General features: G+C 67.2%; 15 protein-coding genes. 6 read left to right on the forward strand and 9 right to left on the reverse strand.

All coding sequences use genetic code 11. The features are described 5' to 3' along the window. The first annotated feature begins 64 nt into the window (after positions 1 to 64). The 4 genes from LPB260_RS19815 to LPB260_RS19830 all read left to right on the forward strand — a co-directional run bounded on the left by LPB260_RS19815 (position 65) and on the right by LPB260_RS19830 (position 3616). Positions 65 to 913 carry a PA5502 family lipoprotein gene (locus tag LPB260_RS19815; RefSeq protein WP_208707550.1) on the forward strand — a complete coding sequence of 283 codons (849 nt, stop codon included), beginning with the start codon at positions 65 to 67 and terminating at the stop codon, positions 911 to 913. 202 nt (positions 914 to 1115) lie between these two features. After that, positions 1116 to 2123 (forward strand): methionine ABC transporter ATP-binding protein, encoded by a 1008-nt coding sequence (locus tag LPB260_RS19820; protein ID WP_208707553.1) that lies wholly within the window; start codon positions 1116 to 1118, stop codon positions 2121 to 2123. Then, positions 2123 to 2788, forward strand: coding sequence for a methionine ABC transporter permease (locus tag LPB260_RS19825; protein WP_208707556.1), 666 nt, complete (start codon positions 2123 to 2125; stop codon positions 2786 to 2788). Before LPB260_RS19820 ends, LPB260_RS19825 begins: the two co-directional genes overlap by 1 nt. 57 nt (positions 2789 to 2845) lie before the next feature. Beyond that, the gene (locus tag LPB260_RS19830) at positions 2846 to 3616 is read left to right on the forward strand and encodes a MetQ/NlpA family ABC transporter substrate-binding protein (RefSeq protein WP_208707559.1); all 771 of its coding nucleotides are present in this window, start codon (positions 2846 to 2848) and stop codon (positions 3614 to 3616) included. A gap of 87 nt (positions 3617 to 3703) precedes the next feature. Here the strand turns inward: LPB260_RS19830 and LPB260_RS19835 are convergent, their stop codons facing one another. Then, positions 3704 to 4594: a LysR substrate-binding domain-containing protein gene (locus LPB260_RS19835; RefSeq protein WP_208707561.1), complete on the reverse strand. Its 891-nt coding sequence runs from the start codon at positions 4592 to 4594 to the stop codon at positions 3704 to 3706. A 112-nt stretch (positions 4595 to 4706) separates the two neighbouring features. On the opposite strand from LPB260_RS19835, the gene LPB260_RS19840 reads away from it, so the two are divergent. Continuing rightward, positions 4707 to 5132, forward strand: a complete 426-nt coding sequence (locus LPB260_RS19840; RefSeq protein ID WP_208707565.1) for a VOC family protein — start codon at positions 4707 to 4709, stop codon at positions 5130 to 5132. Positions 5133 to 5225: 93 nt separating this feature from the next. Here LPB260_RS19840 and LPB260_RS19845 read toward each other — a convergent pair whose 3' ends face one another. The 5 genes from LPB260_RS19845 to LPB260_RS19865 are packed head-to-tail and all read right to left on the reverse strand — an operon-like array spanning position 5226 to position 9157. Further along, positions 5226 to 5861 (reverse strand): SCO family protein, encoded by a 636-nt coding sequence (locus LPB260_RS19845; protein WP_208707568.1) that lies wholly within the window; start codon positions 5859 to 5861, stop codon positions 5226 to 5228. Positions 5862 to 5873: 12 nt separating this feature from the next. Continuing rightward, entirely contained in the window at positions 5874 to 6773 is a 900-nt protein-coding gene (gene cyoE / locus LPB260_RS19850) for a heme o synthase (protein WP_208707571.1), read from the reverse strand. 25 nt (positions 6774 to 6798) lie between these two features. Continuing rightward, positions 6799 to 7860 carry a heme A synthase gene (locus LPB260_RS19855; RefSeq protein ID WP_208707574.1) on the reverse strand — a complete coding sequence of 354 codons (1062 nt, stop codon included), beginning with the start codon at positions 7858 to 7860 and terminating at the stop codon, positions 6799 to 6801. Between the two features lie 9 nt (positions 7861 to 7869). Beyond that, positions 7870 to 8451 carry a hypothetical protein gene (locus LPB260_RS19860; RefSeq protein WP_208707577.1) on the reverse strand — a complete coding sequence of 194 codons (582 nt, stop codon included), beginning with the start codon at positions 8449 to 8451 and terminating at the stop codon, positions 7870 to 7872. Then, entirely contained in the window at positions 8426 to 9157 is a 732-nt protein-coding gene (locus tag LPB260_RS19865) for an SURF1 family protein (RefSeq protein WP_208707579.1), read from the reverse strand. Before LPB260_RS19865 ends, LPB260_RS19860 begins: the two co-directional genes overlap by 26 nt. 74 nt (positions 9158 to 9231) lie before the next feature. Here LPB260_RS19865 and LPB260_RS19870 point away from each other — a divergent pair, with 74 nt between their 5' ends. Continuing rightward, a complete protein-coding gene (locus LPB260_RS19870; RefSeq protein ID WP_208707581.1) occupies positions 9232 to 9435 on the forward strand; it encodes a twin transmembrane helix small protein in 204 nt (67 codons plus the stop codon). Between the two features lie 5 nt (positions 9436 to 9440). Here LPB260_RS19870 and LPB260_RS19875 read toward each other — a convergent pair whose 3' ends face one another. From LPB260_RS19875 to ctaD, 3 genes are read right to left on the reverse strand one after another with little or no spacing between them, the layout of a single operon-like run. Beyond that, positions 9441 to 10328: a cytochrome c oxidase subunit 3 gene (locus LPB260_RS19875; RefSeq protein WP_208707583.1), complete on the reverse strand. Its 888-nt coding sequence runs from the start codon at positions 10326 to 10328 to the stop codon at positions 9441 to 9443. A gap of 11 nt (positions 10329 to 10339) precedes the next feature. Then, positions 10340 to 10903: a cytochrome c oxidase assembly protein gene (locus tag LPB260_RS19880; RefSeq protein WP_208707585.1), complete on the reverse strand. Its 564-nt coding sequence runs from the start codon at positions 10901 to 10903 to the stop codon at positions 10340 to 10342. Between the two features lie 18 nt (positions 10904 to 10921). Continuing rightward, entirely contained in the window at positions 10922 to 12505 is a 1584-nt protein-coding gene (ctaD, locus tag LPB260_RS19885; RefSeq protein WP_208707587.1) for a cytochrome c oxidase subunit I, read from the reverse strand. Positions 12506 to 12509: the final 4 nt, after the last annotated feature.

Genomic DNA, 12509 nt, shown 5'->3' on the forward strand with positions numbered 1-12509 from the left:
TTGGTGCCGCCCGGTCAGGGGGTGTAGAATTGCGCACTTTTTGCGCAACCCGAGACTCGCAGCAATGAAGTCGTTCGCCTCACGTTGTCTAGCCCTGGTCGCGGCGTCCTTGCTGCTCGCCGCCTGCCAGCAGGCCCCGCAGGTCGCCGCGCCGCCGACCGACGAACTGGTCAGTGCCTTTCGCCAGCTCGACCACAGCCTGGCCGCTGGCCAACTGGACGCCGCCGAGGGCCAGCTCGCGGCCCTGCAGCAGCGTGCCAGCGGCGACACCCGCCTGGAGCAGTATCAGCGCCAGCTGGCCGAAGCCTACCTGCAGCGCGGCCAGCAGGCCCTGCAGAGCGGCGACCTGGATCGCGCCACCAAGGCCTTGAGCCACGCCCGCAGCCTGATGCCCCAGGCGCCGGCCCTGACCACCGGCCTGGATGGCGCCATCACCCAGGCCCGGGATGCCGAACTGGATGCCGCCGACCGCGCCCACAGCGCCGCCGAACAGGCCGCGGCGCGCGCCGAGGAAGCCCGCCAGGAACAGGCCCGCCAGCTGCGCCAGGCCGCGGAGCGGCAAGCCGCCGCCATCCAGGCGACCCAGCTGCCGAACACCCCGACCCCACCGAGCCCGCCCCAGGCCCGGCTGATCGATCCGAACGCCGCCAGCACCCCGGTGCCGCTGCCGATGCTCGACCGCCAGGACAACGACAGCCTGCGCGATCTGCTCGACCAGGTCGCCGAGGACGTGGTGACCTTCCGCTGCACGGTCAGCATCGAAGTGCGCCAAGCCAAGGACTTCCACTGGGTCGCCGCCCTGCTCAACGCGCGGGTCAAGCGTCTCGACCCGACCTTCAGCCCGCGCCTGACCCAGGTGGTCAAGCCGGCGCAGACGCCGCAACTGGTGCTCAGCCCGACCCGCCGGCCTTAGCCAATCGCTGCGCAGGCACGGCCGGGTTCGCCCGGCCGTTTGCATTGGCGCTGACTAGACTGCTTCGGGCGGCCCACCTCATTAATTCAATTCAGCTATATCCATAGGCCTATAAAGATTTTTGCGGCCTAAACAGCGACGGGTAGACTAGCCGGCCTTTCCGGCCTACCCGCCCGTTCGACGAACCCAAAAGGTTTCCCGCGTGATCGAATTCCAGTCAGTCCACAAGGCGTACCACGTCGCCGGACGCGCCATTCCGGCCCTGCAGCCGACCGACCTGCACATCGCCCGCGGCGAGGTGTTCGGCATCATCGGCCATTCCGGCGCCGGCAAGAGCACCCTGCTGCGCCTGATCAACCGCCTGGAGGAACCCAGCGGCGGGCGCATCGAGGTCGACGGCGTCGACACCACCGCCCTGGATGCCGACGGCCTGCGGCGCTTCCGCCAGCGCGTGGGGATGATCTTCCAGCACTTCAACCTGCTGTCCTCCAAGACCGTGGCCGACAACGTCGCCTTGCCGCTGAAGCTGGCCGGCGAGCTGTCGCGCAGCGCGATCGACCAGCGCGTCGCCGCCCTGCTGGCCCGGGTCGGCCTGCAGGAGCACGCGGGCAAGTACCCGGCGCAGCTGTCCGGCGGGCAGAAGCAGCGGGTCGGCATCGCTCGCGCCCTGGCCACCGAGCCGAAGATCCTGCTGTGCGACGAGGCCACCAGCGCCCTCGACCCGCAGACCACCGCCTCGGTGCTGCAGCTGCTGGCCGAGATCAACCGCGAACTGGGCCTGACCATCGTGCTGATCACCCACGAGATGGATGTGATCCGCCGGGTCTGCGACCGCGTGGCGGTGATGGACGCCGGCCAGGTAGTCGAGCTGGGTCCCGTGGCCGAGGTGTTCCTGCACCCGCAACACCTCACCACCCGGCGCTTCGTGCTGGAGTCCGAGCATGTCGACGAGCACGAACAGCACGACGACTTCGCCCATGTCGAAGGCAGCATCCTGCGCCTGACCTTCCAGGGTGAAGCCACCTACGCGCCGCTACTCGGCACCGTGGCCCGGGAGACCGGGGTGGACTACAGCATCCTGGCCGGGCGCATCGACCGGATCAAGGACACGCCCTACGGCCAGCTGACCCTGGCCCTCACCGGCGGCGACCTGAACGCCGCGCTGGCGCGCTTCGAAGCCGCCGACGTGCACCTGGAGGTGCTGCGCTGATGGACACCCTGTTCCCCAACGTCGACTGGCCGGAAATCTGGCAGGCCAGCCTGGACACCCTGAGCATGCTCGGCGGCTCGCTGCTGTTCACCGTGCTGCTCGGCCTGCCCCTGGGCGTGCTGCTGTTCCTCACCGGGCCACGGCAGATGTTCGAGCAGAAGGCCCTGTACGGCGTCATCTCGCTGCTGGTCAACGTGCTGCGCTCGGTGCCCTTCGTCATCCTGCTGATCCTGATGATCCCGCTCACCGTGCTGGTTACCGGCACCTCCCTGGGCGTCGCCGGGGCCATTCCGCCGCTGGTGGTGGGCGCCACGCCGTTCTTCGCGCGCCTGGTGGAAACCGCCCTGCGCGAGGTCGATCGTGGCATCATCGAGGCGACCCAGGCGATGGGCGCCAGCACCCGCCAGATCATCCTCAACGCCCTGCTGCCCGAAGCCCTGCCGGGCCTGATCGCGGCCATCACCGTCACCGCCATCACCCTGGTGTCCTACACCGCCATGAGCGGCCTTATCGGCGGCGGCGGCCTCGGCGACCTCGCCGTGCGCTACGGCTACCAGCGCTACCAGCCGGACGTGATGCTGGTCACCGTGGTGCTGCTGCTGATCCTCGTGCAGATACTGCAAAGCACCGGCGACAAGCTGGTGGTGCATTTCTCCCGTAAATAGAACGGCAGCCGCGCGGCCATCCGCCGCCGCCTGCACCTTTCCCACAAGGAGTCGATCATGAAAAAACTGCTAGTAGCCGCCGCGGCCTTCGCCGCCCTCTCCGCCCAGGCGGAAAGCCTGAGCGTCGCCGCCACCGCGGTGCCCCACGCGGAAATCCTCGAGTTCGTCAAACCGGCCCTGGCCGCCGACGGCGTCGAGCTTCAGATCAAGGTGTTCACCGACTACGTGCAGCCCAACGTGCAGGTGGCGGAGAAGCGCCTGGACGCCAACTTCTTCCAGCACCAGCCGTACCTGGATGAGTTCAACAAGAGCCGCGGCACCGAACTGGTCGCCGTCGCCGGCGTGCACGTCGAGCCCTTCGGCGCCTACTCCAGCAAGATCAAGAGCCTCGATGCCCTGCCCGAGGGCGCCCAGGTGGTGATCCCCAACGACGCCACCAACGGCGGCCGCGCCCTGCTGCTGCTGCAGAAGGCCGGGGTAATCACCCTCAAGGACGCCAGCAACATCCTCGCCACGCCCAAGGACATCGCCGAGAACCCCAAGGGCATCAAGGTGCGTGAGCTGGAAGCGGCCACCCTGCCGCGCGTGCTGAACCAGGTCGACCTGGCGCTGATCAACACCAACTACGCCCTGGAAGCCAAGCTCAACCCGACCCAGGACGCCCTGGCCATCGAGGGCAGCGACTCGCCCTACGTCAACATCCTGGTCGCCCGCGCCGACAACAAGGACGGCGCGGCCCTGCAGAAGCTGGTCAAGGCGCTGAACAGCGCCGAAGTGAAGGCCTTTATCGAAGAGAAGTACCAGGGCGCCGTGGTGCCGGCGTTCTAAGCCGCACGCACGTCCCACACCACCAGGAGCCCGCCGCGTGCGGGCTCTTTCATGTCGGCCACTGCACAATGGTGCGCTCGGCGCACCCTACTCTGAAGCGTAGGGTGCGCCACGCGCACCCGCCTCACCGCGCAGGCAGTCCAGCAGACACTCCAGCGCCGGCTGGCGCTGCGCCCGGCGCATCACCGCGACCAGTTCACGGTGGAAGGTCAGCGGGCCCAGGTCGATCACCCGCAGCCGGATCGTCCGCTGCAGCCACAGGCCCGCGCGCGGGATCAGCGACACCCCCAAGCCGCACTCGACCATCCGCACGATGGCCTCCAGCTCGTCCAGTTCCAGCGCCTCGCGTACGTTCAGGCGCTGTTCGCGCAGGAACTGGCTAACCCGCCGGCCGCCGAAGGAGCTGCGGTCGTAGCGCACGAAAGGCTGCTCGGCGAGCAGGCGCAGGGGCTCATCGCCCTCGACGTCCAGGGGCGCGATCAGCACGAAGGGCTCCCGCGCCAGGCTGACTTGCAGCAGCTCCTTGGGCAGCTCGAAGGGCGGCCTGATCAGCAGCGCCAGGTCCAGCTCGCCGGCATCCACCTGGCTCAGCAACTGCAACGACACGCCCGGCACCAGCTTCAGCTCGACCCGCGGAGCGGCGGCGCGAAAGCGCGGCAGGGCCTCGGGCAGCAGGCCGGTCTGCACCGTGGCGATGGCGCCGACCCGCAGCTCGCCCTGCCACTGCGCCAGTGCGGTGGGCAGCGCCATCTGCGCATAGAGCGCGAGGATCTGTTCGGCCAGGGGCAGGGCGTGGCGACCGGCGGCGTTGAGCACCGCGGCGCGGCCGCTGCGGTCGAACAGGCGCACGCCGAGATGCTGCTCCAGCACGCGCATCTGCGCGCTGACCGCCGACTGGGTCAGGCCGATGTGCTGGCCGGCGGCGGCGAAGGTGCCGTGGCGGGCGACCATCAGAAAGGTTTTCAGCTCACGCAGCATCGATGCCTCGACTGATCGATTTTGTTTGTGCTTGCGCGCAAGGATATTCGCTTTTAATCAGTTTCGTCGTTACTAGAATGGGCAGCACACCTAGCCGACAAGGAGCCACACCATGCCACTCGCCCCCTTTCATCTGGCCATCCCCGTACATGACCTGGCCGCCGCCCGGCATTTCTACGGCGAGGTATTCGGCTGCGCCGAAGGCCGCAGCAGCGAGCAATGGGTGGACTTCGACTTCTTCGGCCACCAGCTGGTGATCCACCAGGCGCCGAAGATGGCCTATCAGGAAGCGGCGCACAGCAATCCGGTGGACGGCCACGACGTGCCGGTGCCGCATTTCGGCGTGGTGCTGGCGTGGGACGACTGGCAGCGGCTGGCGCAGCGGCTGCAGGCCAAGGGCACGCGCTTCGTCATCGAGCCCCATGTGCGCTTTCAGGGCCAGGTCGGCGAGCAGGCCACCCTGTTCCTCCTCGACCCCTGCGGCAATGCCCTGGAGTTCAAGGCCTTCAAGGACATCGCCCAGCTGTTCGCCAAGTAGCCACAGCCAAGCTGCCGACAGCGCAGACGGAACCCTCCGCCGCTGCCGTACATACGGAGCGGCGGAGGGATTCGTCCAGTAGGCGGGATGGAATCAGCCGGCAGGCTTGAGCAGCTCGGGCAGTTGCACGGCGAGCTTCTGGTTGTTCAACGGTGCGCGGATGAAACCACGCTGGGTGCCATCCGGGCCGAGGATCACCAGGTTGCCGCTGTGGCTGACGGTGTAGTTCTCTTCGCTGGTGTCGGCCGGGATGTAGGGAATGCTCACCGCGTTGGCCAACTTCTGGATGGCCTCCGGCTCGCCGGTCAGGCCGATGAAGTCGGCGTCGAAATAGCCCAGGTACTTCTTCAACTGCTCCGGGGTATCGCGGTGCGGGTCGACGCTGACCAGCACCACGCGCAGGTTGGCCCGTGCCTCCTCGGGCAACAGGCCGCGCAGCTGGCGCAACTCGGCCAGGGTGGCCGGGCAGATGTCCGGGCAGAAGGTGTAGCCGAAGAACAGCAGACTCCACCGGTCCCTGAGCTGGTCGAGCTCGAATGCCTGACCGTCCTGGTCGACCAGGCTCAGCTCCGGCAGGTTGCGGCTCTGCGGCAGCAGCACGATGCCGGCGTCGAGCAGGGCGGTGGGGTCGGCCTGGCCCTTGGCGGTGAGCACCTTGTTGACGGTCAGGCCGAGGATCAGGGCGACCAGGGCGACGAGGATGAAGACGGTTTTCTGGGTTCGAGTCATGACACCAACGGTTTACAGGTTGAGCAGCAGGTAGTGATCGACCAGCAGGGCGATGAACAGCAGGAACAGGTACCAGATACTGTACTTGAAGGTGTTGATCGCCGCGTGCGGCCGGCTGTCACGGTACAACACCCAGGCCCAGTGGAGAAAACGCGCGCCCAGGCCGATGGCACAGACCAGGTAGAGCAGGCCGCTCATGTGGATGGCGTAGGGCAGCAGGGTCACCGCGAACATCACGCAGGTGTAGAGCAGGATGTGCACCTTGGTGTAGTGCTCGCCGTGGGTCACCGGCAGCATGGGGATGTCGGCCTTGGCGTACTCGGCCTTGCGGTGGATGGCCAGGGCCCAGAAGTGCGGCGGGGTCCAGGCGAAGATGATCAGCACCAGCAGCAGCGGCTCGGCGGACAGCTGGCCGGTCACCGCGACCCAGCCGAGCAGCGGCGGCGCGGCGCCGGCCAGACCGCCGATGACGATGTTCTGCGGCGTGGCGCGCTTGAGAAAGCCGGTGTAGATCACCGCATAGCCGAGCAGCGAGGCCAGGGTCAGCCAGGCCGCCAGCTGGTTGGTGAAGCTCAGCAGCAGCGCCAGGCCGGCCACCGCCAGCACCAGGGCGAAGCTCAGGGCCGCGGCCGGCGAGACGCGGCCCTCGGCCAGCGGGCGCTTGTGGGTGCGGGCCATGATCGAATCGATGCGCCGATCCACCACGTGGTTGACCGCCGCCGCCGCGCCGGCGCACAGGCCGATGCCCAGGTTGCCGAACAGCAGCACCTGCCAGGGCACCCCGGCGCGGGTGGCGAGGAACATGCCGACCAGCGAAGTGATCAGCATCAGCACCACCACCCTGGGCTTGGTCAGCTCCAGGTAGTCGCGCCAGCCGGCGTGGACATGCTGCTTGCGCAATAGAGTAGCCATCGGCGTTTCTCCTCGATCGTTCTTGTTATTCGCTTGGCAGCGCGTTCAAACCGACGCTGCCCGGTTGTCCGTCGCGCTGCGGGCGGGGCGCGGCGGCCCTCGCCGTCAGCGCGAGGTACAACCGCTGATTGATTAGTACCAGGCACAACAGCAGCAGGGCGCCGCCGGCGTTGTGCGCCACCGCCACCGCCAGCGGCAGGTGCAGCACGACGTTGCTGACGCCCAGGGCGAGCTGCACGCCCAGCGCCAGCAGCAGCAAGCCGGCCAGGCGCGACAGGCCGGCGGCGCGCAGGCGCCAGGCCAGCAGCAGCAATACCAGGGTGACGACCAGGGCGCCGAGACGGTGGGTCATGTGGATGGCGGTGCGGGCGTCGCTGTCGAGCTGGCCTCCCAGGTAGTTGGGGCCGATGTGCTGGGTCAGGTGGAAACCGTTGGCGAAATCCATCGCCGGCCACCATTGGCCGTGGCAGGTAGGCAGATCGACGCAGGCGACCGCCGCGTAGTTGCTGCTGACCCAGCCGCCGAGGGCAATCTGGCCGATCACCACGGCCAGGGCGACCGCCGCCAGTGCGCGCAGCCCCGCAGGCGGCCGAGGCCGCCGCGCGGCCGTGCCGGACAGGCGCAGGGTCAGCAGGAACAGCAGGCTGAGGGTGGCGAAACCGCCGAGCAGGTGGGCGGTGACCACCTGCGGCCACAGCTTGAGGGTCACCGTCCACATGCCGAACGCCGCCTGCAGGGTGACCAGCCCCAGAAGCAGCAACGGCAGCTTCAGCGGCTGGCCCGGTGTGCCGCGACGGCGCAGCGCCTGCACGGCCAGGGCGAGGATCACAAGGCCGAGGCTGCCGGCGAAGTAGCGATGCACCATTTCGTACCAGCCCTTGGCCACTTCCAGAGGCGCCTCGGGGAAGCGCGCCTCGGCCAGGGACTGGCTCTGCTCGCTCATGGGCACGCCGAGGAAGCCGTAACAACCGGGCCAGTCCGGGCAGCCGAGGCCGGCGTGGCTGAGCCGGGTATAGGCGCCGAGCATGACCACCAGCATGGCCAGCAGGGTGGCGAACAGGGCCAGGCGGTATCCGGGTTTGCGCATCGTGAATCCTTAGCCGATTTGCGAGATCTTCAGCAGATAGCGTAGGTCGTCGAGGATGCCTTTGCCCTTGCTGCGGCTGTCATAGCGCAACACCAGATTGCCGTGGGGGTCGACTATCCACAGCTGGGCGCCGGCGCCCTCACCGGCTGTCCGCGCGTGGGCCGCGGGCTGCAGGGCATAGCGCGCCAGCTGCGGGTACTCGCGGCGCAGCCTGGCATCGTAGTCGGCCTCCAGCGCCTGGCCGCTGGCCAGGGCGTGGGTGGCGCGCGGAGCGTCGCGATTGAGGCCGATATGGATCTGCCGGGCGAGGAACACCAGTTGCTGACAGTCCGCGGCGCAGGCATCCGGAGTGGTCACCAGCAGCTGCCAGCGGCTTTCCTCGGCCGCCACGCCCAGGTCGGCGCGGGTCAGGCCGTTGCCGATCAGCTCGCCGTGGTAGCTGCGGCTGTCCGGCACCCAGAAACGCCACTGGTACATGGCACTGGCCAGGATCATCGGCCCGATGACCACGGCCAGCAGCAGGACCAGTTGCAGGCGGCCGCGCCGACGGCGGCTGGTTGAGGCGTCAGGCATGGCGATGGCTGGGTTCATGGCGAGTCTCCCGCGCGTTATGCAATCCGAAATAGATGAACAGGCCGAGCAAGGTGGCCGCCAGGGCGAACCACTGCACGGCATAGCCCAGGTGCTTGTCCGGGCTCATGGCAACCACCGGCCAGTCGACCTCGAAGGCCGCCGGCCCGGGTTCCAGGCGCAGTTCATGGCCCAGCCCGGCGCGCCCGAGGCGCTGCCACAGCGCCTGGGGCTCGACCTGGGTGATCAGTTTTGGCCAGCCCTGAACCGGCGCGTCCTGTTGCAGCAGGAAGGGTTCGCCCAGGGGTACATAGGCCCAGGCGGTCAGGCTCAGGGTGTCGTCAGGGGTGGCGAACGTCGGCGCGACGCGGCGATCGGGCCAGGGCAGCCAGCCGCGATTGAGCAACAGCCACAGGCCGCTGGCCTGGTCGTAGAAGGGCTGCAGGACTTCCACCCCGGCCTGACCACCACGGATGCGGTTGTCCAGCAACAGGGCGTGCTCGCCATCGAAGCGCCCACGCAGGCTGACCCGGGTATAGGCCCAGTCCTGCCGCTGCGCCAGCTGATCGACGCTGAGCGGCGCGGCGAGCCGGCGAGCCTGCTGCGCGTCGAGCAGCGCGCGCTTGTCTTCGGCCCGCGACAGTTGCCAGGCACCCAGGCCGAGCAGCAGCGGCAACAGCGCCAGGACCACCAGGCTGGGCAGCAGGCCGGGACGGAAGCCGTTCATGGGCACCCCGCAAAAGCACCGATCAAGCTGGGTATACTGGGTCTAACGTGCATTTCCCTTCCCCGGAGTCCCACATGCTCAAGGCCGCGATCATCCTCCTGCTGCTGGCCACCATCGCCAGCCTGTTCAGCGGCCTGTTCTTCCTGGTCAAGGACGAGGGCCGCAGTTCGCGCCTGGTCAACGCGCTGACCCTGCGCGTGACCCTTACCGCGCTGACCGTCGGCCTGATCGCCTGGGGTTTCTACAGCGGCCAACTGATTCCCCAGGTCACCTGGTAAGGCCGTCACAGCACATAGACGAAGACGAACAGGCCGATCCAGACCACGTCGACGAAGTGCCAGTACCAGGCGGCGGCCTCGAAGCCGAAGTGCTGCTCGGGCGTGAAGTGACCGCGCAGGATGCGCACCAGCATCACCGTCAGCATCAGCGCCCCCAGGGTCACGTGGGCGCCGTGAAAGCCGGTGAGCATGAAGAAGGTCGCGCCATAGATGCCCGAGCCCAGGGTCAGGCCCAGCTCGGTGTAGGCGTGCACGTACTCCTCGACCTGGAACACCAGGAAGGCCAGACCCAGAATCACCGTGAGGGCGAGCCACAGGGTCAGCGGCTTGCGCTGGTTCTTGCGCAGGGCATGGTGGGCGAAGGTCAGGGTGAAGCTGGAGGTCACCAGCAGCACGGTGTTGAGCAGCGGCAGCCCCCAGGCGCTGATGACGCCGCTGGGCGCCGGATAGAGCTTGGGGTCCGGGGTATTGAGCAGCGGCCAGCTGTATTCGAAACCCGGCCACAGCATGTTGGCCACGCCCTTGTCGCCTTCGCCGCCGAGCCACGGACCGGCAAAGGTGCGCACATAGAACAGCACGCCGAAGAAAGCGGCGAAGAACATCACCTCGGAGAAGATGAACCAGCTCATGCCCCAGCGGAACGAACGGTCCATCTGCGCGCTGTACATGCCGGCGCGGCTTTCCTTGATCACGTTGCCGAACCAGCCGAACAGCATGTAGGCGAGGAACAGGCTGCCAATGAAGAAGATCAGCGGACCGCTGGAGTCCGCCCGCTCGGCCTTCATGTCGTTGAACCAGGTGCCGACCCCGTAGACCGAGATCAGCAGGCCCAGGGTGGCGATGATCGGCCATTTGCTCTGGGCCGGAACATAGTACTGCTCGTGACTCGACATTGTTGTTCTCCTTATGGAGCCGTCCGGGCAAGGTCCACCTGGGCGACAGGCGGTTTGCGCGCAGTGATATCGAACAGGGTGTAGGCCAGGGTCAGGTGATGCACGTCCTCGGGGAGATCCCTGTCGACGATAAAGCGCACCGGCATCTCGATCCGCTCGCCGGGTTGCAGCACCTGCTGGGTGAAGCAGAAACATTCGGTCTTGTGGAAATAGGCGGCGGCCTTGGACGGTGCCACGCTGGGCACCGCCTGGGCGGTCATCGGCTTGTCGGTGGGGTTGTAGGCGATGAACAGCATCTGGTTGCTGGCCCCGGGATGGGTCAGCAACTCGTCGTCCAGCGGTCGGAACTCCCAGGCCATGCCGGCGGCGTTGGTGGCGAGGAACTGCACCCGCACCTGGCGCCGCTCATCCGCCACCTGGGCGCCGTCGTAGGCCCCGGCGGTCTTGCCGTTGATGCCGAAGGCCTGGCACATGACGTCGTAGATCGGCACCAGGGCGAAGCCGAAGCCGAACATGCCGACCACCACGGCCAGTAGGCGCAGGACCAGACGGCGAGTGCCGACGATGTCGCTCATGGCAGCCTCTCCCCGTCCCTATTTCACATCCGGCGGCGTCTGGAAAGTGTGGTAGGGCGCCGGTGACGGCACCGTCCACTCCAGGCCCTCGGCGCCGTCCCAGGGCTTGGCCGCGGCCGGCTTGCCGCCGCGGATGCACTTGATGACGATGAACAGGAACAGCAACTGGGTGGTGCCGAACATGAAGGCACCGATCGAGGAGACCATGTTGAAGTTGGCGAACATCATGTTGTAGTCGGGAATGCGCCGCGGCATGCCGGCCAGGCCGACGAAGTGCATGGGGAAGAACGCCAGGTTCATGCCGACGAAGCTCATCCAGAAGTGCAGCTTGCCCAGGGTCTCGTCGTACATGTGCCCGGTCCACTTGGGCAGCCAGTAGTAGGCCGAGGCGAAGATGCCGAAGATCGCCCCGGGCACCAGCACATAGTGGAAGTGCGCCACCACGAAGTAGGTGTCGTGGTACTGGAAATCCGCCGGGGCGATCGCCAGCATCAGGCCGGAGAAGCCGCCGATGGTGAACAGGATGACGAAGGCCACGGAGAACAGCATCGGCGTCTCGAAGGTCATCGCGCCCTGCCACATGGTGCTGGCCCAGTTGAACACCTTCACCCCGGTGGGCACGGCGATCAGCATGGTGGCGTACATGAAGAACAGCTCGCCGGTCAGCGGGATGCCCACGGTGAACATGTGGTGGGCCCAGACGATGAACGAGAGGAAGGCGATCGAGGCGGTGGCGTAGACCATCGAGGTGTAGCCGAACAGCGGCTTGCGGGCGAAGGCCGGGATGATCGCGCTGACCGCACCGAAGGCCGGCAGGATCATGATGTACACCTCGGGGTGGCCGAAGAACCAGAACACGTGCTGGAACAGCACCGGGTCTCCGCCGCCGGCGGCGCTGAAGAAGCTGGTGCCGAAGTGGATGTCCATCAGCATCATGGTCACGCAACCGGCCAGCACCGGCATCACCGCGATCAGCAGGAAGGCGGTGATCAGCCAGGTCCAGACGAACAGCGGCATCTTCATCAGGGTCATGCCGGGGGCACGCAGGTTGAGGATGGTGGCGACCACGTTGATCGCCCCCATGATCGAGCTGATGCCCATCAGGTGCACGGCGAAGATGAAGAAGGTCACCGACTCCGGCGCGTAGGTGGTCGACAGCGGCGCATAGAAGGTCCAGCCGAAGTTCGGCGCACCGCCGGCGCTGAACAGGGTGCTGACCAGCAGGCCGAAGGCGGCCGGCAGCAGCCAGAAGCTGAAGTTGTTCATCCGCGGCAGGGCCATGTCCGGCGCGCCGATCATCAGCGGAATCATCCAGTTGGCCAGGCCGACGAAGGCCGGCATCACCGCGCCGAAGACCATGATCAGGCCGTGCATGGTGGTCATCTGGTTGAAGAATTCCGGCTGCACGATCTGCAGGCCGGGCTGGAACAGTTCGGCGCGAATCACCATCGCCATGGACCCGCCGAGCAGGAACATGGCGAAGCTGAACCACAGGTACATGGTGCCGATGTCCTTGTGGTTGGTGGTCAGCACCCAGCGCATCAGACCCTTGGCCGGGCCATGGTGGTGGTCAGTATGACCGTGATCGATCACTGCACTCATGTCC

This window comes from Pseudomonas sp. LPB0260, assembly GCF_013388395.1.

Excerpts from the sequence above, each read along its gene's own strand:
- LPB260_RS19825 (WP_208707556.1), top strand. The coding sequence starts at position 2,123 with ATGGACACCCTGTTCCCCAACGTCGACTGGCCGGAAATCTGGCAGGCC.
- LPB260_RS19830 (WP_208707559.1), top strand. The coding sequence starts at position 2,846 with ATGAAAAAACTGCTAGTAGCCGCCGCGGCCTTCGCCGCCCTCTCCGCC.
- LPB260_RS19860 (WP_208707577.1), bottom strand. The coding sequence starts at position 8,451 with ATGAACCCAGCCATCGCCATGCCTGACGCCTCAACCAGCCGCCGTCGG.
- cyoE (WP_208707571.1), bottom strand. The coding sequence starts at position 6,773 with ATGGCTACTCTATTGCGCAAGCAGCATGTCCACGCCGGCTGGCGCGAC.
- ctaD (WP_208707587.1), bottom strand. The coding sequence starts at position 12,505 with ATGAGTGCAGTGATCGATCACGGTCATACTGACCACCACCATGGCCCG.
- LPB260_RS19815 (WP_208707550.1), top strand. The coding sequence starts at position 65 with ATGAAGTCGTTCGCCTCACGTTGTCTAGCCCTGGTCGCGGCGTCCTTG.
- LPB260_RS19855 (WP_208707574.1), bottom strand. The coding sequence starts at position 7,860 with ATGCGCAAACCCGGATACCGCCTGGCCCTGTTCGCCACCCTGCTGGCC.
- LPB260_RS19875 (WP_208707583.1), bottom strand. The coding sequence starts at position 10,328 with ATGTCGAGTCACGAGCAGTACTATGTTCCGGCCCAGAGCAAATGGCCG.
- LPB260_RS19870 (WP_208707581.1), top strand. The coding sequence starts at position 9,232 with ATGCTCAAGGCCGCGATCATCCTCCTGCTGCTGGCCACCATCGCCAGC.
- LPB260_RS19845 (WP_208707568.1), bottom strand. The coding sequence starts at position 5,861 with ATGACTCGAACCCAGAAAACCGTCTTCATCCTCGTCGCCCTGGTCGCC.
- LPB260_RS19835 (WP_208707561.1), bottom strand. The coding sequence starts at position 4,594 with ATGCTGCGTGAGCTGAAAACCTTTCTGATGGTCGCCCGCCACGGCACC.
- LPB260_RS19880 (WP_208707585.1), bottom strand. The coding sequence starts at position 10,903 with ATGAGCGACATCGTCGGCACTCGCCGTCTGGTCCTGCGCCTACTGGCC.
- LPB260_RS19840 (WP_208707565.1), top strand. The coding sequence starts at position 4,707 with ATGCCACTCGCCCCCTTTCATCTGGCCATCCCCGTACATGACCTGGCC.
- LPB260_RS19865 (WP_208707579.1), bottom strand. The coding sequence starts at position 9,157 with ATGAACGGCTTCCGTCCCGGCCTGCTGCCCAGCCTGGTGGTCCTGGCG.